This is a genomic window from Carnobacterium sp. CS13 (assembly GCF_016653495.1).
Taxonomy (GTDB): Bacteria; Bacillota; Bacilli; order Lactobacillales; family Carnobacteriaceae; genus Carnobacterium_A; species Carnobacterium_A antarcticum.
Genome location: NZ_CP067364.1, coordinates 641,551 through 663,953 on the forward strand (window position 1 = coordinate 641,551; position 22,403 = coordinate 663,953).

A 22,403-nucleotide genomic window follows, 5' to 3' on the forward strand; every position below is an offset into this window, starting at 1 on the left:
TAAGAATGAAAGTTCTTGTTGTTAGCGATAGTCATGGCGATAGAGATATCTTAGTTGAATTGATCAACCGATACAAAGGAAAAGTAGATGCTATGATTCATTGTGGCGATTCAGAATTGGCCACAACGGACTCTGTGTGGGAAGAAATGATGTCCGTTAAAGGAAATATGGATTTTGATGAACCTTATCTGCCTTCACGAGTGGAAGAAATAGACGGCGAACGGATATTGTGGGTCCATGGGCATTTGCATGATGTAAAGAACTCAATGCAGACGCTGTTGACGGCAGCAAAAGAAGCTCAAGCAAAACTTGCCTTTTTTGGTCATACTCATGAACTGGGTGTTGAAATGGTCGATGGTATGGTGTTATTAAACCCAGGCAGTATCTTGCTTCCGCGTGGGGCTTATCCTTTAAAGACGTACGCTATTGTCGAAGCATCGAAAGAAGCGGTCAAAGTGACTTACTACGATCGTAAAAATCATCCTATAGGTGAATTAGAACAAACTTTTTCTAGAATATAAAAGCTGAACGACTAGAAAACAGCATTTTTAGTTCGAAGACGCAAGCGTTAATTTTAGTTTAAAAAGATTAGGTTTTACTATTCATTTTAAATGATTTCGCGTAAAATGAATAGGGAGTTTATTACTCATAAGGAAGGAACCTGATAGACATGATAGGGAAAGAAATGGCGAAAATGTTACTAGAAAATCAAGAAAGTTTTTTGATTCCAGCAGAACGGGTAGCGCATATCCAAATGACGAACCGCTTAGATCATGCTTTGCTGGTCTTGACAAAAATAGGCTATAACGTGATTCCAGTATTAGATACAGAATATAAATTAAGAGGGTTGATTTCGATGCCGATGATCATTGATGCAATAACAGGGATTGAAAACCTTAATTTTGACAAGCTGGGAGACATTCGGGTTGAAGAGGTTATGCAAACCGATTTTCCCGTCATCGATAATCCATATGAACTTGAAGAAGTGCTTCATCTATTGGTTCGCTATTCTTTTGTTTGTGTGGCTAGTGACGATGGCAGTTTCACAGGAATTGTGACCCGCAGTGAAATTCTTAAAGCAACAAACCGAATTGCTCACGAATTTGAAAATAAATATGAAGTTAAAAGAAAAATTGAATGTGTTTAAACACAACAAAAAGGCAGACTGCCTGTTGACGAATCAACAAGTGGTCTGCCTTTTTGTTGTTTATTTTAAAACGAAATAAAAAAGAGCCATAACGATAAAAAGCAAACCGCTGATTAAAATCGTGACCCCTGAGCCTAAGGTAGCGATCAAACCGCCAATAATCGGTCCTAGCATAGTGCCGACTCCTTGAAAAGAAGAAATGATTCCCCAGCTGACATTTTGATCTTCATGATGGATACTGCTCGCTACATAAGCGTTCCAAGATGGAAGATACGTTGTATAGGCAAGGGCTAAAGCGATCACAGTAAGAAAAACAAGGTTTAAAGAGAGAGTCGTTGTCAATAGAATCAAGCCAGCTCCAAAAAGAGCAAACCCGCTGATGAACATTCCTTTGGTCTTAAAATGGTCTGTCAAGCGGCCTAAAGGAATCATAAAAACGGCTGCTGTCAAACCAGCGGACACAATTAAAAGTGTATACTGACTGTATTTAAATTGAAGATCTTGTAAAGCAAATGTAGGAAGGATAGGAATCATCATCCCTACTGCAATACTCTGCATCAATGTGCCGGGTAATATATTTCGGCTTCTTTTTAAGACTACAGCAGCTTGAAGCAAAACTTCTTTAAACGATTGATTTTCTTTGTTAGGGCTGGGGTGTTCTCCAGAGAATTTAAAGAAAATAAAACCGATCAACATCAAGACAGGCAATAGCCAATAAGCAAAGAGCAAATGGATGTCCATTAAGTAATTCATCAAAATGACTCCGCCAGCGATTCCAACCAACCAGCAAAAATAAACCAATCCCATATTCGAACCACGTGCACCGTTGCTTGCTCGTGCTAAAACGATGATCCAAATCGGACAAGCTCCGAAACCAAGCACAATTGCCGCCATCAGAATAGAAAAAGAATTAAACTGGAGCAATGGAACACTGATCAAAGCCAATGTGCATAGGATAAACGACAGTGAAACAACTTTTTTGACCCCAAACCGATTCATTAGAAAACCGATTTGAAAATTAGAAAAAGCATCACTGATAAAATGCAAACTGACAGCTAAACCAACAAAAGCCACAGAAAATTGGTTGCTCACGGCAGCTTGGACAGGCAAGTAACTAATAACATAAGCTGCGCGGACGTACTCAACTAGCATTAGTGCTAGAAGCAGAAAAATAAACTCTTTATCCATTACTAATTTAGCTGTTTTCATTATTATTCTCCTTTACACCAGCTGTTTCTTCAATTATGTCTAAGACGCTGTCAACAATAGTGGCAGCAGCATAAGGATAAAAATGTCGACTCATTTGCGTTTTTAAATGATCGGCCAAGAAAGGTTGCTTCAACACCTGAAGCACCGCCGGAACGATTTCATCTTCTGAACGAGTAGTGATAGCCATACCTTCTTGTTCAAATAAGTTAGCGTTGTCGCGTTCTTGCCCTGGGACAGCAGGCGTCAAAACTAAGGGGACTTGAAGGGCCAGCGCTTCGGAAAGAGAAATGCCGCCAGACTTGGTAACCATTACGTCAGCCTGTTTCATGAGAGCAGCCATATCGTTCACATAACTTAAGATACGGACAGTGGGAACTCCGTCATACTGGCTAGACAGCGAATGATAAAGTTCTTCGTTTCTACCACAAATAACAGTTAAGATCAGGTTGCTTTGAACACTTAGTTTATTGATGAGTGCAGGTAGATTTTTAAGTACACCAAAGGCTCCCGCAGAAATCAAGACATGCTGTGCAGCTTGATTTTGGTTGACCGAGGAAGAGTCCAATGGTTGAAGAGCAGTTTGGTAAAAAGCTTCTTTGATCGGAATGCCAGATATGGTTATTTTCTTTCCATCAATACCTAATTCCAAGAGTTCTTCTTTTAAAGAACCACAAGCAACGAAAAAATGATTGATTTCATCTGATACCCAGCGTGTATGCAAACAAAAGTCGGTCAACACGTTTACAAAAGGAACAGTGTGCTGATTTTTTTGTTTGTAAATCGGCAAAGCTTGCATGGGGAAAGTATTGATGACGACATCGAAATCATGCGTATTCATCAATTGATTAATTCGAACATATCCATAACGGTCAATGATTCGGTCAATTCGGAAATCAGTCATGCGGTAATCGGAGTTGTAATATAAAAAGCCATAGATGCTTTGTCCTTTAGTAAAGCTTTTAAGGTAAAGTTGTTTAGTGAAACTGGTTAAGATAGGGTGGGCTTCATAAAATAAATCAGACACAACAATATCGGCTATGCCGCGCTTATTTAATTCAGCGACCAAAGCATGAGCTACTTCAAGATGACCATTACCGTAGCTTCCTGTTAACAGCAGGACTTTTGGCGGTTTTAACACTTTTTGTTCCTCCTTTCCTAATAAAATTAATTCATTGTTAAGCTCTATAACTGGGGTGCATTAAGTAGAAAGCAAACAAATCAGCTATTTATTTTTAGTTTAAGTCTAAGCACTCTTCAAAACAAGTTTATTTCTTTTTGTCGCAAAAGTCTATGCGACTTTTGCCCTAAAGTGAATCTGAGTTGCGTAGCTTTTCTCCAAGACAGATTCAGTCTGGAAAGTTGATATTAGTGACAGGAATAGCGATACCTTCTTTTGTCAGAGCAGAGAGGTATTCCTGGAAAAACGTATTTTGAATATCATATTGGCTACCATTAAGCGTAAAAAGGATGATCCGAACGGCAAATTGCCCATTTCCAATATCGAGCAGACCTAAATTATTAGGCGCTTGTGTGATTTCTGGGTATTTCGGTACCAAACGTTCATTTACTTGTTCAATCAATGAGTTGACCAAACCCATATCAGCATCAGGAAAGAGACGGATATCGATTTGAGCACGCATATCTTCTCGCGACTTATTGCTGACGATAGTGATGTAACGATTGGGCACAAAATTCAATGTTCCATCAAAACTTTTTACAGTTGTGGTTTTTAAATTAACATCGACTACTGTTCCAGAAATTTCATCGAATTCCACTACATCGCCTACATCTACTTGTTTTTCAAGCAGAATGAAAAATCCATTGACAATGTCGCTAACGAACCCTTGGGCGCCTAGAGATAAAGCTAACCCGATAACTCCGGCACCAGCAAGCAATGTACCGACTGGAATACCTATAGCAGATAAAATGGCATAGGCTAAGAAGAAACCCAGCAAAGAATTAAAAAGATTGTGAGTAAGGGTATTTAGCGTGTCTAACCGGCTTAAAGAGATGTGTTTCTTTTTACGGTAATTTTGGAATGTTTTCTGGATAAAGACATTCCCTATCTTTTTTATCACTAAAAAAATCAATAAGAAAAAAAGAATTTGCAGAGCTTTAGACACACCAAAAGCTAAAATTTTATTCCAATTGATGTTATGCCAGAATTCCATAAAAACATTTGTTTGTTGGGTAACGGATTCTACTACTTCTGTAGTAACCGAACTGTCCATTTGGTTATTCAAAAAAAAACTCCTTTAGTTAACAATTTGCAACATGAAGCTGCTATTCTTAATCATACCAAATTAATAAAAGAAAGGAAAACAAACAGAAGCCTTTTTTTACAACCTATTCGCGTAATGACAATTTTATTTAAAACAGAAAAGAGCGAAAGAGAAGGAATTTCTAGAAATCGGTATCATATTATTTGAAGTGGTAAAATTTTAATGGTATTCTAAACATGAAGTAAGATTTACTATTGCTTGCCGGAAAGATAGCCTTTTTTTATTGGTTCATTTAATAAAATGAGCGTTTGTTTTTCTTAAAAGTTATAGGAAATGAAAAAACCAGTATATTGGAGGAAGTGAGGAATTAAGATGACAGGTGGAGAAATAGCAGCGTTAATCGCTGCAATAGCATTTGCTGCATTAGTCGTTTTTCTAATTGTAGTATTATTAAAAGTTTCAAAAGTAATCGAAGAGGTGTCAAAAACGATTAAGGAAGCGAATACCAGCATCGAAGTAATCACTAAGGATGCTGATAGTCTTTTGATCGAGGTTGAAGGTCTCTTAAATAAATCCAATGCGACGTTAGACGATGTGAATGGGAAATTGGGTAAAACCGATCCACTATTCCAAGCAATTGGAGATTTAGGCGTTTCAGTATCAAGTTTAAATTCCTCAACACGGAACTTAGCAGGACATGTTTCAGGAACTACGAAAAAAACAGTACAAACCGGAATGGTTACAAAAGTTGGTAAAACAGCTTTAAATCTAAACCGGAAACGTAAAACTAAAAAAGAAGCATAAATTTAATTAACGTCATGTAAAAGCAGAAAAGAAGACACGATATAATCATACAGAAGAGGGGAAATTAATTATGGCAAAGAAAAATGGTTTTTTATTAGGAACTCTTATCGGGGCAGCAACAGCTAGTATCGCAGCATTGTTATTTGCTCCTAAGTCCGGCAAAGAATTACGTGATGATTTAGCACATCAAGCTTCAATGGCTAAAGACAACGCTAAAGATTACACAGATATTGCCAAAGAAAAAGGAACAGAAATTAAAGATGTAGCTAAAGATGCAACAGAAGACATTAAAATCAACCTAAAAGATACAGCATCACAAATGAAAGAACAATTAAGCCATACTTCAAAAGAAGTAGGAGAAGACTTAAAAAATATTCGTTCTGAAGTAATGGACAGTACAGAAAAAGTGAAATCAGATTTAAGCTATACAGCTTCCGAAACAAAAGAAAACCTCAGCTCAACGATGGGTGATGCAAAAGATAAAGCAACTGATATCGCAGCTGATACTAAAGAAAAAGTTAAAGACGCTTCTGCAGAAGTCAAAGAAACAGCCAAAGATGCAGCTGAAGATGCTCAAGATACTGCAAAAGACGCAGCAGCAGACGCTAAAGGAACAGCGGAAGAGGCAACAGAAGATGCTAAGAAAAAATCAGCTGAAGCAAAAAATGATAGCCAACAGTTTACAAAAGGATTGAAATTAGATTCTGATTCATTAAAAGAAGAAGTTGAAAGAAACACAATGGACTACACGTACGATCAAAAGAAAGCAGCTGAAGATGAAAAATTATCATCAGTTAATACTGGAACAGAACAACGCAAAGAAGATTCTGATCCAAAAGATCGTAAATCTACCAACACAAATGTTGGAATCTAAAGGTATGTAGACTAAAAATCCCAGGGAGCTCTGCTTCCTGGGATTTTGTTTCTTGTTTTAGAGAATCGAAGTATAAGCAGTAGGAGTGTGTGTAAAAACTTCGCAGCCGTCTTTGGTTACATATAAACAATCCTCAATGCGAACTCCGGCAATATCTGGAACATAAATACCCGGTTCAATTGAGAAGCACATTCCTTCTTGGATCACCAAGTTGCTGCCTTGCATAATGGAAGGATATTCATGGACGCTGCTGCCTAACCCATGACCTAAGCGATGAGTGAAGTAAGGACCGTATCCTCCTTCAGAAATAATGTTTCGAGCGATCGCATCAAGTTCTCCAGCAGTTACGCCAGGTTTTACTGCGGCAATAGCTGCGTGATGAGCTTCAAGGACAAGAGCATATATTTCTTGCGCTTTTTGAGAAGGAGTTCCAAAGGCTATTGTGCGTGTTACATCACTGGTGTATCCATTATGTACTACACCGAGATCAAATAAGACAAACTCATCTTTTTTTATTTTGCGAGAACCTGAAGTGCCATGAGGACTGGCTGCATTATCTCCTGCCAAAACCATTGTTTCAAAACTCATTTCTTTGATACCTTGTTTTTTTAATTGGTATTCAATTTCTGCTACGATTTCTTGTTCGGAGACATCTTCTTTAATTGCGTTAAATCCAATGGTCAAAGCTGTATCAGCCCATTTTCCTGCTTCTTTCATTCGTTCGATTTCATCTGAGCTTTTAATTAGTTTCATTTCTTGAATCTTAGGAGTAGCATCAATAAACTGGCTGATTTCTAAGGATTGTGCTAATTTTTCATGACGCATTACCGTTAAGAAATCTTTTTCAATAGCTAATTGCTTCAATTGTGCGGCCCGTTGATTCATTTCATTGGTTATGATCGCCCAAGGATCTTCATTATCCAAATAACTGATCACATCAAAAGGCCAACTGCCTTTTTTAGCATCTTCCATTTCTAAGGAAGGAGTAAACAAAAATGGATCAGCAAAAGGAAAGAGGACGAGTCCTAAAATTCTCTCATGAGGTTCGCTTTCAAAGCCACTGAAATAGACTACATTTCCTGGATCATTGATAAACAGACAATCTGTACCTGTTTCTCTTAACCACTGTTGTAATTCTGACAACCGTTTATTCATAACTATTCCTACTTTCTATAAAAAAATTTTGTTTAGATATCTTAATTGTACCATTAGTCTTCTTGCTGTGAAGGATAAATTTTAAGTTAAGAATTCAGACTAATGAAACAGATTATGAAATTTTCATGAAAACGGAATTAAAACGCTTGCATTATTTGCGGAAATTTGATAAATTGTATAAGAATGAAATTGTATCAATAAAATCCGAAAATTAAAGGGGATTAAATATATGGAAAAACAAACAATTACAATATACGATGTAGCAAGAGAAGCAAATGTATCTATGGCAACAGTCTCACGGGTTGTAAATGGCAATCCGAATGTCAAACCAACAACCAGAAAAAAAGTCTTAGAAGTTATTGACCGTTTAGATTACCGGCCTAATGCGATTGCTCGGGGATTAGCAAGCAAAAAAACAACGACTGTCGGCGTGATTATTCCTGATGTGACCAACTTATACTTTTCTTCATTAGCAAGAGGAATAGACGACATCGCAACAATGTATAAATACAACATCATTTTAGCAAACTCGGATCAAAATGATCAAAAAGAAGTGAATGTATTGAATACATTATTAGCGAAACAAGTAGATGGATTAATTTACATGGGGCATAAAATTACGGATGAATTACGTGCAGAGTTTTCGCGTTCTAAAATTCCAGTAGTGCTGGCAGGAACAGTTGATCCAGATGAGCAAGTGGGCAGTGTTAACATTGATTATGAAGCAGCAACAGAACAGGTTGTTTCTGAGTTGGTTGCTAAAGGACATCAACGCATTGCTTTTGTTTCTGGTTCGCAAACAGAAGAGCCGATCAACAGCATTTACCGAATGAAAGGCTATAAAAAAGCTTTAGCAGACGCAGGAATTACATTTGATGAAAGCTTGATTTTTGAAACAGAATACACTTTTTCTGCTGGAGAAGAAATTTACAGCAAATTAGCTGAAGCAAGTGCAACGGCTGTCTTTGTAGGAGACGATGAACTAGCTGTTGGAGTTTTAAATGGAGCATTAGATCACGACGTTCGCGTTCCAGAAGAATTTGAATTGGTTACTGCAAACAATTCAAAATTAACTGAAATGGTTAGACCTAAAATGAGTACCATTACTCAACCTTTATACGATATCGGAGCCGTTTCAATGCGGTTGTTAACAAAATTAATGAACAAAGAAGAAGTAGATGAAAAAACGATTATCTTACCGCATAACGTTGCGAACAGAGGAACAACTAAATAAAAAATCAAAAAATCCCGGCTAAGAAGATACATTCTTCTTAGTCGGGATTTTTATTTCCAAGAGTATCAAGGAGTAGAATTTTTTTTCGCTTTTTCAGACTCAGCTTTTGCTTTGGCATCCGCATCGGCTTTTGCTTTTTCAGATTCTGCTTTGGCTTTGGCGTCTGCATCGGCTTTCGCTTTTTCAGATTCTGCTTTGGCTTTAGCATCTGCATCGGCTTTCGCTTTTTCAGATTCAGCCTTTGCTTTGGCATCTGCATCGGCTTTTGCTTTTTCAGATTCTGCTTTGGCTTTAGCATCTGCATCAGCTTTTGCTTTTTCGGACTCTGCTTTGGTTTTGGCATCTGCATCGGCTTTCACTTTTTCAGATTCTGCTTTGGCTTTAGCATCTGCATCAGCTTTCGCTTTTTCGGATTCTGCCTTAGCTTTCGCATCGGCTTTACCTTTTTGTTCCATCTTTGCTTTTGCCTCTGAGCTCGCTAGGCCTCCCCAATAATCTTGTAATTCTTTTGCATTTGCGCCAATTGCAAAATTGTAAGTGGTTGTTCCAGGAAGGTACTTGCTGTTAAAAATCTCAGTTTTCGTTTCACCAGAGACAGTAGTTTCCTTTCCATTGCCTAATTTTACTTTGCCGGCTTTCATACCTGTTTTGTCATTGACCGTAGTCGAAACAATGCCTTCTGGTTGTTGGAAAGATTTGTTTGCGCCCATGATAGAAGGGTTAGCACTATTGATAGCATTAGCCAACTGTGACCAGAAAGCCCGGTTACGCCTGCCAGCACTCCCAACACCTGAGTATTCGTTCAAATAGTTTGTGACGCCTTCAATTGAATTATCGTAACCTATCCAAGAACTCAAAGTAACTTCGGGAGTACTCGCGATAAACCAGATGTCTTTTTGTTCTTCAGAAGTTCCGGTCTTCCCAGCTAAGTCAGCACTGAAGTTTAATTGACCTTTAACTTCGGTCGCTGTTCCAGCATCCAAAACATCACGCATCATATCAATTGTCAGGTATGCGGTTTGGGGAGAGAAAACCTGATTTGATTTAGTTTCGTGTTGATAAATGACATCTCCAGCTGAATTTTCAATGGATTCGATCATATAACTTTCAGTATGGGTACCATTATTAGCTAATGTCGCAAAAGCGTTGGTTTGTTCTAAAACAGTTGCACCATGTTCAGTACCACCAATAGCTAATGACGGGTTAGCGTATTCTTCTTCAGAAATCGAATCGGTTCCGATACCCATCTTAGGCAAGTATTCTCCAGGCACAAATGATTTTTGCATCTCTAGATAGATTCTGCTGGTTACAAGGTTACTAGACTTAGCCAACCCTTCTCTGGAACTGATCCATGTATTCGGCACGCTGCCGCCATCATTGGTGATCTCATGAGTTCCATTAACTCCATCAGGTACCACTAATGTTGTTTGCGGTACAATGGTTGCTGGTGTGATCGTGCCGTTTTCAAGTGCAGGTGCATACACCAATAAAGGTTTAATCGTTGAACCAGGAGAACGTTGAGTGTCAAAGGCGTGATTGACTTGTGAGACCTCAAAATCTACTCCTCCAATAAAGGAAAGGATAGCACCAGTAGCGTTATTCATTAGAACACTGCCGTTTTGGACCGGTTCGATAATGGTCACAACTTCTCCTGTATCTGGGTTTGTCCATTCAACTTCTTTTTGGTAACCTAAATTGCCAGCATTATTTGTTACGACATTTTGCATAGCCTCATAAACGGGCTTATCGATCGTCGTGTTAATTTTAAAACCTTTCATTCGTATTTCTTGATCGGCTTTTTCGTAATATTCATCATACAAACTTTTATCTGCGGCTAAGTCAGAAGCCGTCAATTTGTCAGCAGTGTACAGTTTTTCCATAATGATTTTCCGTGCTTCTTTTTCAACTTTGTCATAAAGATAAGAATTTTTTTGCTGAGTTGAAGTATCTTGTTGGATAAAATCTTGTGCTAAGTCGTAATTTTTTGCTTCATTGTATTCATCTTCGCTGATATAGCCTTCACGGTACATTCTGAACAAAACCTCGTCTTTACGTGCCATACCCGTTGTTAAATCCTCTTTAATTTCTCCATATTGGGTATAAGGACTATAGACGATCGGATTCTGAGGCAGCCCAGCTATAAAAGCAGCTTGCGGTAAACTGACTTCATTTGGAGCAACACCGAAGATACCGGATGTAGCTTCTTGAAGCCCAGCAATATTTTCACCATGATTATTACGTCCAAATGGGGAAACGTTTAAATAGGCTTCTAAAATTTCATCTTTTGAAAAGTAATTTTCAAGTCGGAAAGCAAGTAAAATTTCATTTGCTTTTCGTTTAAATGAAACTTCATTTGTTAGGATTTGTTGTTTTACGAGTTGCTGAGTAAGTGTTGAACCTCCAGAAACATTAGTAGCTCCGCTGACTTCTTGAGCTAACGCACGAACAACAGCTTTTGGAACAACTCCTTCATGGTCATAAAAGTATTCATCTTCAGTAGCAATAATGGCATTTTGAATTAGAGGAGACATATCCGCTAATGGGATTTTTATTCTTTTTAAGTCCGTTTTTAAATCGCTGATCAATTCTCCTCCGGCATAATAAGCAGATGAAGTGGTTTCGAGATTTTCGATATCAGCTTTCATTTCTTCATAAGTAGGGGGCTCATCATTAGAAACGAGATAAGCAAAGTAACCTAGTCCAGCTCCGCCTCCGAAGGCCACACCCATCAAGATAACGACAATAAGTGTGATAAAAAGGTTTTTGAAAACAGTGTACCCTACATTAAATCCAAAAAATAAAGAATTTTCAGAAGATGTTGGATTCTTTTCATCTTTAGTTTGCCGGTGTTTTCCTTTAGAAGTTTTTTTGCCGAATTTTTTCTTCAGAGCTCGCCATTTCATTACAACCCATCCTTTGATCGCTAATAAAAATGCGATGAATTTATCATCAAGTGTTTCTGGTTCGGTTTGGTGTGTTTTTGGCTTGCTGCGATAAGCAGAATCAACTGACGGTTCTGCTGCATTTGATGGTTGAGACGAATTTTTATCAGTTGTCTCTTTTTTAGCAGCTTGTTTTTGTTTGAAAGCAACCCACTTCTTCTTAGCGGCTTGTTTAGCATCAATGAAAAAAGTTTTAACTTTTTCTAAGAGCAAAGAAGTGGTACTCCTTTTTGGTTCTTTCAAATTAAGTTCACCTCATATTCATAATTTAAACAAAGTTACTCTGTTGATTATATCAAAAAGTCATAAAAAAACCTAACTTTTGAAAAAAAGGAATAGCAAAAAAAGCACCATTAAAAATAGAAAACGCAATGAAAGACCTTGCTTAAAGCTGTGTAAGTAAAGATTAAGTAACAGTCAGATTAATATTTTTTAATAAAACAATTGACAAAGTGAAAGTTATTTTCTATACTTAAACACATCAAATGCAGATTGTGAGGGATTCATTATGAATTGTCAACCAAAAATCCACCTCCAATTGAATAATTATTTCTTTAGCTATTTTATAGACTGTTTGTAAACATAATTTATTATGGATGCAAACAGGAAACAGCGATGTTTGTATCTATGATGGCTAAAGCATTTTGTATTGAGCTTAATGCGTCACATAGATGATAGTGAAGTCTAGGTGATGTATGATGAGCTTATTTTTTTTATAAAAATAATCCCAAACCCCCACTTAGATTGTACTAAATCTAAGTGGGGGTTTTAATTTTTTATATTTTCTTTTTTAGGCCGAAAAGGAAAATTGAGGTACCGTGAAGCAAAGCAAGAAAAAGAACGTTAATCTAGGAGGAAAATATAATGAAGAAACAGTTAGCAATGGGATTAATAACGTTAGCAACAGGCTTGGTATTAGCAGCATGTGGGAATTCGACCGAGAGCGGTCAAGATAACGAAATGGCTATTGGAATTTTACAATATATGGAGCATGATTCATTATCATCAGCTCGTGAAGGGTTTTTGAAAGAATTAGAAGAAGAAGGTTATGTTGAAGGAGAAAATTTAACGGTTGACTATCAAAATGCACAAGGAGATCAAGCCAACTTGCAAAGCATGAGTGAACGCTTAGTTGGTGAAAATGATGCTATTTTAGCCATTGCAACTCCGGCAGCTCAAGCGTTAGCCAATGTAACTACAGAAGATCCGATCTTGTTTACAGCCGTTACTGATCCAGTTGATGCTGGTTTAGTAGAAAGCAACGAAGAGCCTGGAATGAATATTTCAGGGACAAGCGATATTGTTCCTATCGAAGAACAAGTAGCCTTATTACTATCCATTGCACCTGAAGCAAATACAGTTGGCATCATTTACAATTCGAGTGAACCTAATTCGAAAATCCAAGCAGACATGGCCCAAAAATCAATTGAAGCCAAAGGAGTAGATGTAAAGGTATTGACTGTAACGACAACGAATGATGTGCAGCAAGTTATGACCACACTAGCTCAAGAAGTTGAGGCAGTTTATATTCCAACGGATAATACAATGGCCAGCACAATGCCGACGATCAAAGAAATTACTCTGGAGTATCAATTACCAGTTGTAGCCGGTGCAGCAGAGATGGTTGAAACGGGAGCTTTAGCTACCTATGGAATCAATTATGAAGACTTAGGAAGACAAACGGCCAAGATGGCATTGAAAATTATTAAAGATGGAGCAGATCCAGCTGAACTGCCCGTAGAAACATCGAATAAATTGGAACTCGTTATTAATGAAGAAATCGCTGAAGCTTTAGGAATCGATCCGGCAAGTATTGTCAGTCCGGAATAAGGAAGAAAAAAGGGGAGTTTTACAGTTATGAGTATAATATTATCAAGTATTTCACAAGGGTTATTATGGTCGGTCATGGCAATCGGAGTGTATTTAACTTTTCGAATTTTAGATATTGCCGATTTAACAGCTGAAGGTAGTTTTCCATTAGGGGCAGCTGTCTGTGCCAGTCTGATCGTTGCTGGAATTCCGCCTTGGCTTTCTACCATTGCAGCACTGATTGCGGGGATGTTGGCCGGAACGGTATCTGGACTTTTGCATACAGTACTGAAAATTCCCGCTCTGCTGACCGGAATACTGACAATGACGGCTCTCTATTCCATTAATTTAAGAATCATGGGAAAAGCTAACGTGACGCTACTTGGACAAGGAACATTGATGCGGACTATGCAAAGCTTTGGTTTGAACAGCCGGACAGCTGTATTAGCAGTTGGAGCACTGGTAGCACTGCTGGTGATTTTAGTTTTATACTTATTTTTTAATACGGAAACAGGCTTAGCTATTCGCTCAACAGGAGACAATGAAGACATGAGTGAAGCAAATGGCATTCATACTAATGCTATGAAAATTATCGGGTATATGTTGAGTAATGGCTTGATTGCTTTGTCCGGTGCATTGATTGCGCAAAACAATAGTTATGCGGATATTGGCATGGGAATTGGCACAATTGTTATTGGATTGGCTTCCGTTATTATCGGAGAAGTCATCTTCCATAACTTATCATTTGCAAAACGTTTAGTGACGATCGTTATTGGAGCTGTGGTTTACCGCTTGATCATCGATTTGGTGCTGCAGCTGGGAGTTGATCCTCAAGATATCAAATTGTTTTCAGCACTGATTTTAGCGATTGCTCTTTCAACACCCTTGCTGAAAAAGAAGTCTGGAAAAATCTTGAAAAAATCTCCGTACGCAAAAAAGAAAGGGGTACAATAAAATGGCTGCTATCCTAGAAGTACAAGCTATTCACAAAAGCTTTGAGACAGGAACGATCAATGAAAACCATGTGTTAAAAGGGTTGGATTTAACGATTAAAGAAGAAGAATTTGTGACGATCATTGGTGGAAACGGAGCAGGGAAATCAACGTTATTAAATAGTATTGCAGGAAGCTTCTTTGTTGATAAAGGGCGCATTTTCTTAGACGGGGAAGACGTGACATACAAAAAAACAGCAGAACGGTCGAAACATATCGGTCGTGTTTTCCAAGATCCTAAAATGGGGACGGCCACAAGATTAAGCATTGAAGAAAATTTAGCTGTTGCTTATAATCGCGGGAAAAAAAGAGGGCTCTCGTTAGGTGTTAAAGAAAAGCAACGGACACTATTTAGAAAACGATTGAGACAGCTAGATTTAGGGCTAGAAAACCGCTTAAAAATGGAAGTTGGCTTATTATCTGGCGGGCAACGCCAAGCGTTAACATTGTTGATGGCTACTTTAGAAACACCGAAGTTGCTTCTTTTAGATGAGCATACGGCAGCTCTAGATCCTAAAACAAGTCAGATGGTATTAGAGTTGACCGATAAAATCGTTCAAGAAGAAAAATTGACAGCCATGATGATCACACATAATATGGAAAATGCGATTGAATATGGCAACCGGTTGATTATGTTGCATAATGGGCGAATTGTTGTTGATGTTTCGGGTGCTGAAAAGAAGAAAATGACAGTTCCTGATTTATTGGAATTGTTTCATAAAAACAGCGGCAACCGTGTTAGTGATGATGCGCTGATTTTAGGATAATAAAAGCAGGCAATAAAAAATATGATTGCACCGAAAAAATTGTATAAAAATAAGGAACTGGGATAAGTCCCAGTTCCTTATTTTTTTAGAAGTTAGAAGTTAGAAGTTGGCAGTTTTTCACCAATTCCAGCTAAACGCTCACTAACTTCCTCTTGGCTTAGATGATTGTGTTTTACATACAAATTCTCTGATGCAACTCGGCAATCGTAACAACAGCCGCGCAAGTATTTGTGCTCATTTTCAACTGAAGTTAAAATTTGACGATTGCACTTAGGGTTTGCACAGTTAACATACCGTTCGCAAGGAGAACCATCAAACCAATCCCGACCAACAATCACATGTTCTTTTTGGTTTACAGGTACACTGATTCGACTATCGAATACATACATTTGACCGTCCCATAACTCGCCTTGGACTTCAGGATCTTTACCATACATAGCAATGCCGCCATGTAATTGACCGACATCTTTAAATCCTTCTTTGACTAGCCAACCTGAAAACTTCTCACAACGGATCCCGCCTGTACAATAAGTTACAACACGTTTATCCATGAACTCTTCTTTATTGTCGCGAATCCATTGAGGGAGTTCACGAAAAGAGCGGATATCCGGTCGAACTGCACCTCTGAAGTGTCCTAAATCGTATTCATAATCATTACGCGCATCAATGACAATTGTACCTTCATCTAAAATGGCTTCCCGGAAGGCTTTAGGGTCCAAATATTCCCCGGTGATTTCATTGGGGTCGATGTCATCTTCTAAGTTTAATGTAACTAATTCTTGCCGGTGGCGAACATGCATTTTTTTGAAAGCTTCTGTACTTTCTTCATCAATTTTAAAAACCATATCAGCAAAACGAGTATCAGCATGCATTTCATCCATGTAACGTTGAGTTTGTTCGAACGTTCCCGAAACGGTGCCATTGATACCTTCTGAAGCGATTAAGATTCTACCCTTTAAACCAATTTCTTTACAAAATGCTAAATGGTCTTTTGTAAATTGCTCTGGGTCTTCAATAAGAACGTATTGGTAATAAAGCAATACACGATAATCTTTAGACATTGTAAATCCTCCTAAATAACTTACTTGATAAACTTTATAATGAAATAAACAAACTATCTGACACTATATTATACACTAACTTATTTTAAGAAAGCAAGGCCTAAAAAAAATAGCAGAGAGTGTTTTTTTAAGCTAAAATGAATTGAGCTGACCCGATTTTAAAAAAATCAATGTACTAAACCGATCGTAAAAGACAGGAAGATAGAAAGGATGAATGATAGGATGCGATGTACTTGGGCAACAAAAACGCCATTAGATCAACATTACCATGATTATGAATGGGGGGAGCCACATCATGATGACAAAGAGTTGTTTGAATTACTGATTCTTGAAACCATGCAAGCTGGTTTGAGCTGGTCTACTATATTAGCGAAAAGAGAGAATTACCGTGAGGCTTTAGATGGGTTTGATCCACTAAAAATCCAAATTTATGATCAACTAAAAATAGAAGAACTGCTGGCTAATCCCGGCATTATACGCCATAAATTAAAAATAAAAGCCATTATCAAAAACGCACGGTCCTTTTTAGCGGTTCAAGAAGAATGGGGAACCTTTGATCGCTACTTATGGTCTTTTGTGGATTATCAACCAATCGTCAATCACTACAGCACTGGGGAACAAATTCCTGTGAAAACTGAATTATCCGAAAAACTTGCAGCAGATATGAAAAAAAGAAACTTTTCTTTTATTGGACCAGTGACGTGTTATGCTTACTTGCAAGCTGCTGGGTTGATTAACGATCATGAAGCAGGTTGTCAATTTAAATAAAACCTATGCTTTACAAGAGGGGAATGAAGAAGAAGAGGAATAATCAGACAAAGAACGTTAAAAGAGTTGACACTTAATTGTAATCTAAACGAAACCTTACTGACTTGTCTTTCATGTTATACTATGACTTGTGAAGTAAGAGTAAATTTTACTTAAGATTAAAAAATGAAATTTGGAGGAAAGAGACTAGTGAATAAAAAATTACTTTCAATTGCTATTTTAGGAACAATGACTTTTAGCTCTCTTATATTGCCAACAGCGGTTGGTGCTGAATCCTATACAGACAAAATCGAAGAAGCAGAACAAAAAGTAAACCAAAATAAAAAAAATATTGAAGAAGCAGAACAAAAAATAAATGGTTTAGCAACAGAAAAAATTACTACACAAGAGCAATTAGAAACGATCAATAATACTATTAGTGTAAATAAAGAAAAATCTCAAAAATTAGTAGCTGATATCCAAAAATCTCAAAAAGAAATGGATACGTTGAAAACAGAAATTGAAGCACTAGAAGAAAAAATTGAACAACGAAATGAACAATTGGATCAACAAGCTCGAACAGTCCAAACTAATGGAGATACTCAAAACTACATAGAATTCGTCATTGAAGCAGAATCTTTAGTAGACGTAGTAGGCCGCTTAGATGTGGTTAGTAAATTAGTAGATGCCAATAAAAACCTTGTTGAAGAACAAGTAGCCGATCAAAAATTAGTGATTGAAAAGAAAACAGCAACGGAACAAACAATCGTTCAACAAAATGCATTAGCTGCTCAGCTGGAAGATGCACAAAGTTCTCTTGAGCAACAAATGTTGGAAAAAGAAGTAGTTGTTTCGCAACTCGCTTCTGAAATGGCCACGGCTCAAGAAGATAAAGATGCTTTCTTAGCTCAAAAAACAGCTGCAGAAAATGCTGTTACTGAATATACTACAGCTCAAGCGGCTGCAGAAAAAGCTGTCCAAGTAGCTTTTGAACAGAAAAAAGTTGAAGAAGAAAAAGCTGAAGAAGCAGCTGCAACAGAAGCCGCTTCTACTGAAGTAGCAGCAAACGAAACTGCATCTGCGGCAACTTCAGAACAAAGCAATGACGAAGCTGTAACAGAAGTACAAGCAGAAACACCAGCTCCAAGTACGGAAACAGCGTCTCAACCTGCATCAACGAATAGTAATCCAGCAACAACAGCTAACTCAAATACGACTAGTTCGAATTCGTCTAGTTCGAATAGCTCTAACTCGAATAACACTGCTGCAACTACGCCAGCGCCTAGTAAACCAGTGTCTAAACCAAAACCAAAACCAAAACCGGCACCAACACCAGCTCCAGCTCCTTCAACAGGCGGAACTTCATGGTCTGCATTGCAGTCTACTGCAAATAGCGTGTTAGGAACACCATATTTATGGGGCGGTACAACAACCTCAGGTTTTGATTGTTCTGGTTTTACATCGTATGTTTTTGCTAAAGCGGGCATCAACTTGCCGCGTGTAGCTTCTGCACAATACAATGCATCAACGAAAGTATCTAACCCACAAGCAGGAGACTTAGTGTTCTTCTCACTTGGTGGTTCAACTATTGACCACGTAGGAATCGTTTCTGGCGGCGGACAATTTGTTGGCTCTCAAAGCAGTACCGGTGTTGCCTATGCTTCATATACTTCTGGATATTGGGCAAGCAAAGTTGTCGGTTACGGACGTTATTAAAAACAATAATGAAAATAAAAAGACTCGAATAAGGCCAGCCATGGTTTTGTTCGGGTCTTTTTTGTATAAATAAGAACACTTACTTAGTATACTGATAGTAGGCGAGTAAAAGAATCTTTTGAAAAAACGTATTATTTATTTTTTTGAAAGGTATACCAAGAATAAAGGAGGGCTAAAATGAGCTTAGCTGTATTAATCATAAATCCTTCTTCAGGAAATGAAGAAGGAGAACAGTACGCGTTAAATGCCCAAGCAACATTAGAGAAAATGTTTGATAAACTAATAGTAAAAAAGACTGAGAAAGCCGGAGATGCTAAACGATTTGCTAATGAAGCAGCAAAAGATAGAGTGGAAGCTGTTTTTGTTATGGGTGGAGACGGCACAATAAACGAATGTGTTAATGGCATCGCAGGAGAAGCTTATCGTCCTGACTTTGGTTTTATCCCTATGGGAACTGCTAATGATTTAGGTCATGCACTTGGTATTCCTATGGATCCCGCGGAAGCCATTGCCATGCTGCCTACAGCTGCTAAATGCAAGATAGATGTTGGAAAAGTCAATGATGATTACTTTATTGATGTCATTGCAATCGGAAGCATCCCTGAAGCTGTTCAGAATGTTAGTACAGAACAAAAAACTAAATTAGGTTTTTTTGCTTATATTTTGGAAGGCTTAAAAGCAGCAAAAAAGAATAAAAGCTACTCATTCAAATTAACCTTAGATGAAAAAACTTTTTCACAAGAAGCTGAATTGGTTTTAGTTGCGCTCACCAATTCAGTAGGCGGTTTTTCATCTCTGTTACCAGAAGCTAAAGCAGATGATGGGTATTTGCATTTGGTTTTATTAAAAAAAACGAGCTTGCTAAAGAAATTACCCTTGCTTCTTAAATTACTTAAGGGAGAAACGAATGATACACGTGATGTTTTATATGAAAGGTTCAAAACAGGCCAAGTGGCTGTCTCTAAAAAAGAAAAACTAGGAACGAATATTGACGGTGACCCAGGAGATGACTTGCCCTTAACTCTTGAAGTGTTAGCTTCTCACATAACTGTTTTTGTGCCTAGTTGATTTTAACAGTTTCCATAAAACACCATAAAAAACCCGTTGCGTGTAAGCAACGGGTTTTATTTGAAAACTAATTTAAAAAATCTTCTGTCAATGTCAAAAAGGTTTCAACATCATTTTTCATAATCGCTATTCCAGCCTCCCAGAATTCGGGTTTAGTCAAATCAGCGTTTAAGTGTTTCATTGCCAAATCTTCCGTAGACATAGAAGCCGTATCTCTCAATAAAGCGATGTAACGCTCTTCAAATCCTTGGCTTTCTTCAAGAGACTGAGCATAGATTCCTAGACTGAAAAGGTATCCAAACGTATAAGGGAAGTTATAAAAAGGCACATCCGCAATAAAGAAGTGTAATTTGCTAGCCCAAAAATGCGGATGGTAGCTGCTTAAAGAATCTTGATAGGCTTCTTTTTGGGCAGCCTCCATTAACTCAGACAAGCGTTCATCTGTTACAATACCGGTTTGGCGTTCTTTATAAAAATTAGATTCAAAGATAAAACGAGCATGAATGTTCAAGAACATTGCCAATGCGTTTTGAATTTTCGTATCTAGTAAACCAATTTTAGCCTCTTTTGTTTTAGCTTCTTTTACAGTTGCATCGGCAACGATCATTTCAGCGAAGGTACTAGCTGTTTCAGCTACATTCATCGCATATTGTTGGTTTAAAGCAGGCAAGTCATTCATTACATGGCTATGGAAAGCGTGGCCTAATTCGTGTGCTAAAGTAGAAACTTCACTTGGTGAATCGGCATAAGTCATAAAAATTCTTGATTCATTGCTTTCTGGCAATTCTGCACAGTAGCCGCCAGGACGTTTGCCGCTGCGGTTTTCAGCTTCGATCCAATTGTGTTCAAAAGCATATTGAGCAAAATCAGCCATTTTTGGACTCACTTTTTTGAAGTTTTCGATGATGAACTCGGCCCCTTGATCATACGGATAAACTTGAGGTTCTGCGTTCCCAACTAAAACAGGCGCTTCAATATCTTGCCAAGCTAATTTTTCTTTTCCTAATAATTGGGCTTTTCGGTTTAAATAATCTATAAAAGGCTGTTTATGATCGCTAACGGCTTGCCACATGGTATCTAATGTTTCACGTTTCATTCGATTGTATTCTAACGGACGTTTTAAGTAATCGGTCACGCCATGAGCTTGATAATCTGCTAAACGAAATCCGGCTAAATGATTAAGCGTATCGCTGAATAAAGGAGCTTTTGCTGACCAAGTTGCTTCCCATTTCTGAAAGAGCTGTTCTCTAACTTCAGCATCAGGATCCGCATTCATTTTATTGTAGGCTTGTCCCGCAGATAAGTTGGTTACACGCCCATCTTTATCTTCAAATGGAATTTCAATTGTTGCAACTAATGTATCGTAATGGTCGCTCCAGCCTTGGAATCCATCAATGGAAAGAGAATTGATCAAGGCCTCTTCAGCTTCACTCAATAATTCTTTACCTTGAGTTCTTATTTCATTTAAAACAAATTGAATCGGTTGAAACTCAGGCAGATTTGTTAAGTTAGTCCATTCAGAGTCAGGTATCTCAACTATTTTTTTAGCTAAAATTGTCTGAACCGTGCTCGAAAAGCTGCTTAATTCGAATGCTTTCCCCAATAGAGCACTGGCTTGTTTATTATTGATATCAGCAGATTGAACAGCTTCAATAAAAGTATGGACTTGAGACAAACCAAAAGTTACTTTTTCTTGTAAAGCTAATAATTGTGTAAAGTGTTTGAAATCAGGTCCATCTTGTTCACTGTTCCAACTGGTTACATTTTTTGATAATTCCTCTAACTGTTCTTGAAGGAGAGCCATTTTTTCATGGAGTTGAGTTGAACGACTGCCTCCAGGAAAAATAGATTCTAAATCCCAATTTATACTGTATTTCATTTAAAAACTCCCTTTCTAATTGCCGCTTTCTTTATTATAGTCCAGTTGCTTCTATTTTGAAAATAACCATTATCGGTGAAAAAGTTGGAAAAGAAAAATAATCCGCTGATTTTAAGACAAACCCATTCAAATGGCCAATCAGTAAGGGGATTAAACTTGAAATAAACTTAACTTTTAAAAGAATAGAAGAAGAGAAATCGAGCAACTTGACTTCTAAAAATCTTTGAGCTAGCATAGTAAATGACATGAAATGAATAAAGCTTCTGTTAGGTGAGGCTCCTATATGGAAAAACGCTGCTGCCCAAAAACGTCGAGAGACACCAATGGGTCAACAGGAATGATCGAATTAAGGTCATTTTTAATGTAGCTGATGAATAATCTACGCCATATAGTGCTAAAACTCGACGATGGAGAAGGAATACAAGGAACTTTTTTGAGGTGCAAAAAAGCTGTATTTAAATATGGAATCGTTTATCGTTTATTTAGAATGGATATTCAAGCATATACTCTATCGCAGAATGGAGTGTATGCTTTTTTATTGTTTGCTTTCTAAAAGGGTTTCAATCGTAATTTCGAGTTTTTGAATTGTCATTTCAGAGTAATGCGCAGACCTATCAAAAAAAGGCGAGGTGAATGGTATGGAAAAAGGCTCTAGTAGTGATAGTCCAGGTGATGATTGTTGGAGAGATGAAGAAAAAATAAGTAAGCCTGCCATGACCCTCTTAATTAGGATAATAGTGTAGCAAACTTGTTTTTTCCGGTAAGGCAAAAGGAGGA

The 22,403-nt window shown here is 37.7% G+C and carries 18 protein-coding genes and 1 riboswitch; of the genes, 11 read left to right on the forward strand and 7 right to left on the reverse strand.

Annotated features, from left to right (window positions below; translation table 11 throughout):
• The first annotated feature begins 5 nt into the window (after window positions 1–5).
• On the forward strand, window positions 6–521 hold the full coding sequence (locus JHE06_RS03135) for a metallophosphoesterase (RefSeq protein WP_201089451.1): 516 nt from the start codon (window positions 6–8) through the stop codon (window positions 519–521).
• A 149-nt stretch (window positions 522–670) separates the two neighbouring features.
• The gene (gene cbpB, locus JHE06_RS03140) at window positions 671–1,147 is read left to right on the forward strand and encodes a cyclic-di-AMP-binding protein CbpB (protein WP_058920082.1); all 477 of its coding nucleotides are present in this window, start codon (window positions 671–673) and stop codon (window positions 1,145–1,147) included.
• Window positions 1,148–1,207: 60 nt separating this feature from the next.
• Here the strand turns inward: cbpB and JHE06_RS03145 are convergent, their stop codons facing one another.
• From JHE06_RS03145 to JHE06_RS03155, 3 genes are all read right to left on the reverse strand, one after another.
• On the reverse strand, window positions 1,208–2,356 hold the full coding sequence (locus tag JHE06_RS03145; protein ID WP_236253541.1) for an MFS transporter: 1,149 nt from the start codon (window positions 2,354–2,356) through the stop codon (window positions 1,208–1,210).
• Window positions 2,343–3,494, reverse strand: a complete 1,152-nt coding sequence (locus tag JHE06_RS03150; RefSeq protein ID WP_201089453.1) for an MGDG synthase family glycosyltransferase — start codon at window positions 3,492–3,494, stop codon at window positions 2,343–2,345. The genes JHE06_RS03145 and JHE06_RS03150 overlap by 14 nt, the downstream gene beginning before the upstream one ends.
• A gap of 208 nt (window positions 3,495–3,702) precedes the next feature.
• The gene (locus tag JHE06_RS03155; protein ID WP_236253542.1) at window positions 3,703–4,599 is read right to left on the reverse strand and encodes a mechanosensitive ion channel family protein; all 897 of its coding nucleotides are present in this window, start codon (window positions 4,597–4,599) and stop codon (window positions 3,703–3,705) included.
• Between the two features lie 351 nt (window positions 4,600–4,950).
• Here JHE06_RS03155 and JHE06_RS03160 point away from each other — a divergent pair, with 351 nt between their 5' ends.
• A complete protein-coding gene (locus JHE06_RS03160) occupies window positions 4,951–5,382 on the forward strand; it encodes a DUF948 domain-containing protein (protein WP_058920085.1) in 432 nt (143 codons plus the stop codon).
• 70 nt (window positions 5,383–5,452) lie between these two features.
• Window positions 5,453–6,256: a YtxH domain-containing protein gene (locus JHE06_RS03165; RefSeq protein ID WP_201089455.1), complete on the forward strand. Its 804-nt coding sequence runs from the start codon at window positions 5,453–5,455 to the stop codon at window positions 6,254–6,256.
• A 57-nt stretch (window positions 6,257–6,313) separates the two neighbouring features.
• On the opposite strand, the gene JHE06_RS03170 is transcribed toward JHE06_RS03165, so the two are convergent.
• The gene (locus tag JHE06_RS03170; protein ID WP_201089457.1) at window positions 6,314–7,411 is read right to left on the reverse strand and encodes a M24 family metallopeptidase; all 1,098 of its coding nucleotides are present in this window, start codon (window positions 7,409–7,411) and stop codon (window positions 6,314–6,316) included.
• A gap of 229 nt (window positions 7,412–7,640) precedes the next feature.
• On the opposite strand from JHE06_RS03170, the gene ccpA reads away from it, so the two are divergent.
• Complete coding sequence (ccpA, locus tag JHE06_RS03175) at window positions 7,641–8,645, forward strand: catabolite control protein A (RefSeq protein ID WP_058920088.1); 1,005 nt, start codon at window positions 7,641–7,643, stop codon at window positions 8,643–8,645.
• A gap of 65 nt (window positions 8,646–8,710) precedes the next feature.
• Here the strand turns inward: ccpA and JHE06_RS03180 are convergent, their stop codons facing one another.
• Window positions 8,711–11,830, reverse strand: a complete 3,120-nt coding sequence (locus tag JHE06_RS03180) for a transglycosylase domain-containing protein (RefSeq protein WP_236253543.1) — start codon at window positions 11,828–11,830, stop codon at window positions 8,711–8,713.
• Between the two features lie 621 nt (window positions 11,831–12,451).
• On the opposite strand from JHE06_RS03180, the gene JHE06_RS03185 reads away from it, so the two are divergent.
• The 3 genes from JHE06_RS03185 to JHE06_RS03195 are packed head-to-tail and all read left to right on the forward strand — an operon-like array spanning window position 12,452 to window position 15,155.
• Window positions 12,452–13,417 (forward strand): ABC transporter substrate-binding protein, encoded by a 966-nt coding sequence (locus JHE06_RS03185; RefSeq protein ID WP_201089459.1) that lies wholly within the window; start codon window positions 12,452–12,454, stop codon window positions 13,415–13,417.
• A 27-nt stretch (window positions 13,418–13,444) separates the two neighbouring features.
• Window positions 13,445–14,350: an ABC transporter permease gene (locus JHE06_RS03190; RefSeq protein WP_058920090.1), complete on the forward strand. Its 906-nt coding sequence runs from the start codon at window positions 13,445–13,447 to the stop codon at window positions 14,348–14,350.
• Between the two features lies 1 nt (window position 14,351).
• On the forward strand, window positions 14,352–15,155 hold the full coding sequence (locus JHE06_RS03195; protein WP_201089461.1) for an ABC transporter ATP-binding protein: 804 nt from the start codon (window positions 14,352–14,354) through the stop codon (window positions 15,153–15,155).
• Window positions 15,156–15,247: 92 nt separating this feature from the next.
• On the opposite strand, the gene trhO is transcribed toward JHE06_RS03195, so the two are convergent.
• Window positions 15,248–16,216 (reverse strand): oxygen-dependent tRNA uridine(34) hydroxylase TrhO, encoded by a 969-nt coding sequence (gene trhO, locus JHE06_RS03200; RefSeq protein ID WP_201089463.1) that lies wholly within the window; start codon window positions 16,214–16,216, stop codon window positions 15,248–15,250.
• 210 nt (window positions 16,217–16,426) lie between these two features.
• Between trhO and JHE06_RS03205 the strand changes: the two genes are divergently transcribed.
• The 3 genes from JHE06_RS03205 (at window position 16,427) to JHE06_RS03215 (ending at window position 19,747) form a co-directional block, all read left to right on the forward strand.
• On the forward strand, window positions 16,427–16,984 hold the full coding sequence (locus JHE06_RS03205; RefSeq protein WP_236253544.1) for a DNA-3-methyladenine glycosylase I: 558 nt from the start codon (window positions 16,427–16,429) through the stop codon (window positions 16,982–16,984).
• A 189-nt stretch (window positions 16,985–17,173) separates the two neighbouring features.
• Entirely contained in the window at window positions 17,174–18,679 is a 1,506-nt protein-coding gene (locus JHE06_RS03210) for a C40 family peptidase (protein ID WP_201089465.1), read from the forward strand.
• Window positions 18,680–18,856: 177 nt separating this feature from the next.
• Window positions 18,857–19,747, forward strand: coding sequence for a diacylglycerol/lipid kinase family protein (locus tag JHE06_RS03215; RefSeq protein ID WP_058920095.1), 891 nt, complete (start codon window positions 18,857–18,859; stop codon window positions 19,745–19,747).
• Between the two features lie 67 nt (window positions 19,748–19,814).
• Here the strand turns inward: JHE06_RS03215 and JHE06_RS03220 are convergent, their stop codons facing one another.
• A complete protein-coding gene (locus JHE06_RS03220; protein WP_201089468.1) occupies window positions 19,815–21,626 on the reverse strand; it encodes a M3 family oligoendopeptidase in 1,812 nt (603 codons plus the stop codon).
• A gap of 255 nt (window positions 21,627–21,881) precedes the next feature.
• Window positions 21,882–22,047: riboswitch (M-box (ykoK) riboswitch) on the forward strand.
• Window positions 22,048–22,403: the final 356 nt, after the last annotated feature.

Excerpts from the sequence above, each read along its gene's own strand:
- JHE06_RS03135 (WP_201089451.1), top strand. The coding sequence starts at position 6 with ATGAAAGTTCTTGTTGTTAGCGATAGTCATGGCGATAGAGATATCTTA.
- cbpB (WP_058920082.1), top strand. The coding sequence starts at position 671 with ATGATAGGGAAAGAAATGGCGAAAATGTTACTAGAAAATCAAGAAAGT.
- JHE06_RS03145 (WP_236253541.1), bottom strand. The coding sequence starts at position 2,356 with ATGAAAACAGCTAAATTAGTAATGGATAAAGAGTTTATTTTTCTGCTT.
- JHE06_RS03160 (WP_058920085.1), top strand. The coding sequence starts at position 4,951 with ATGACAGGTGGAGAAATAGCAGCGTTAATCGCTGCAATAGCATTTGCT.
- JHE06_RS03165 (WP_201089455.1), top strand. The coding sequence starts at position 5,453 with ATGGCAAAGAAAAATGGTTTTTTATTAGGAACTCTTATCGGGGCAGCA.
- JHE06_RS03170 (WP_201089457.1), bottom strand. The coding sequence starts at position 7,411 with ATGAATAAACGGTTGTCAGAATTACAACAGTGGTTAAGAGAAACAGGT.
- ccpA (WP_058920088.1), top strand. The coding sequence starts at position 7,641 with ATGGAAAAACAAACAATTACAATATACGATGTAGCAAGAGAAGCAAAT.
- JHE06_RS03185 (WP_201089459.1), top strand. The coding sequence starts at position 12,452 with ATGAAGAAACAGTTAGCAATGGGATTAATAACGTTAGCAACAGGCTTG.
- JHE06_RS03190 (WP_058920090.1), top strand. The coding sequence starts at position 13,445 with ATGAGTATAATATTATCAAGTATTTCACAAGGGTTATTATGGTCGGTC.
- JHE06_RS03195 (WP_201089461.1), top strand. The coding sequence starts at position 14,352 with ATGGCTGCTATCCTAGAAGTACAAGCTATTCACAAAAGCTTTGAGACA.
- trhO (WP_201089463.1), bottom strand. The coding sequence starts at position 16,216 with ATGTCTAAAGATTATCGTGTATTGCTTTATTACCAATACGTTCTTATT.
- JHE06_RS03205 (WP_236253544.1), top strand. The coding sequence starts at position 16,427 with ATGAATGATAGGATGCGATGTACTTGGGCAACAAAAACGCCATTAGAT.
- JHE06_RS03215 (WP_058920095.1), top strand. The coding sequence starts at position 18,857 with ATGAGCTTAGCTGTATTAATCATAAATCCTTCTTCAGGAAATGAAGAA.
- JHE06_RS03220 (WP_201089468.1), bottom strand. The coding sequence starts at position 21,626 with ATGAAATACAGTATAAATTGGGATTTAGAATCTATTTTTCCTGGAGGC.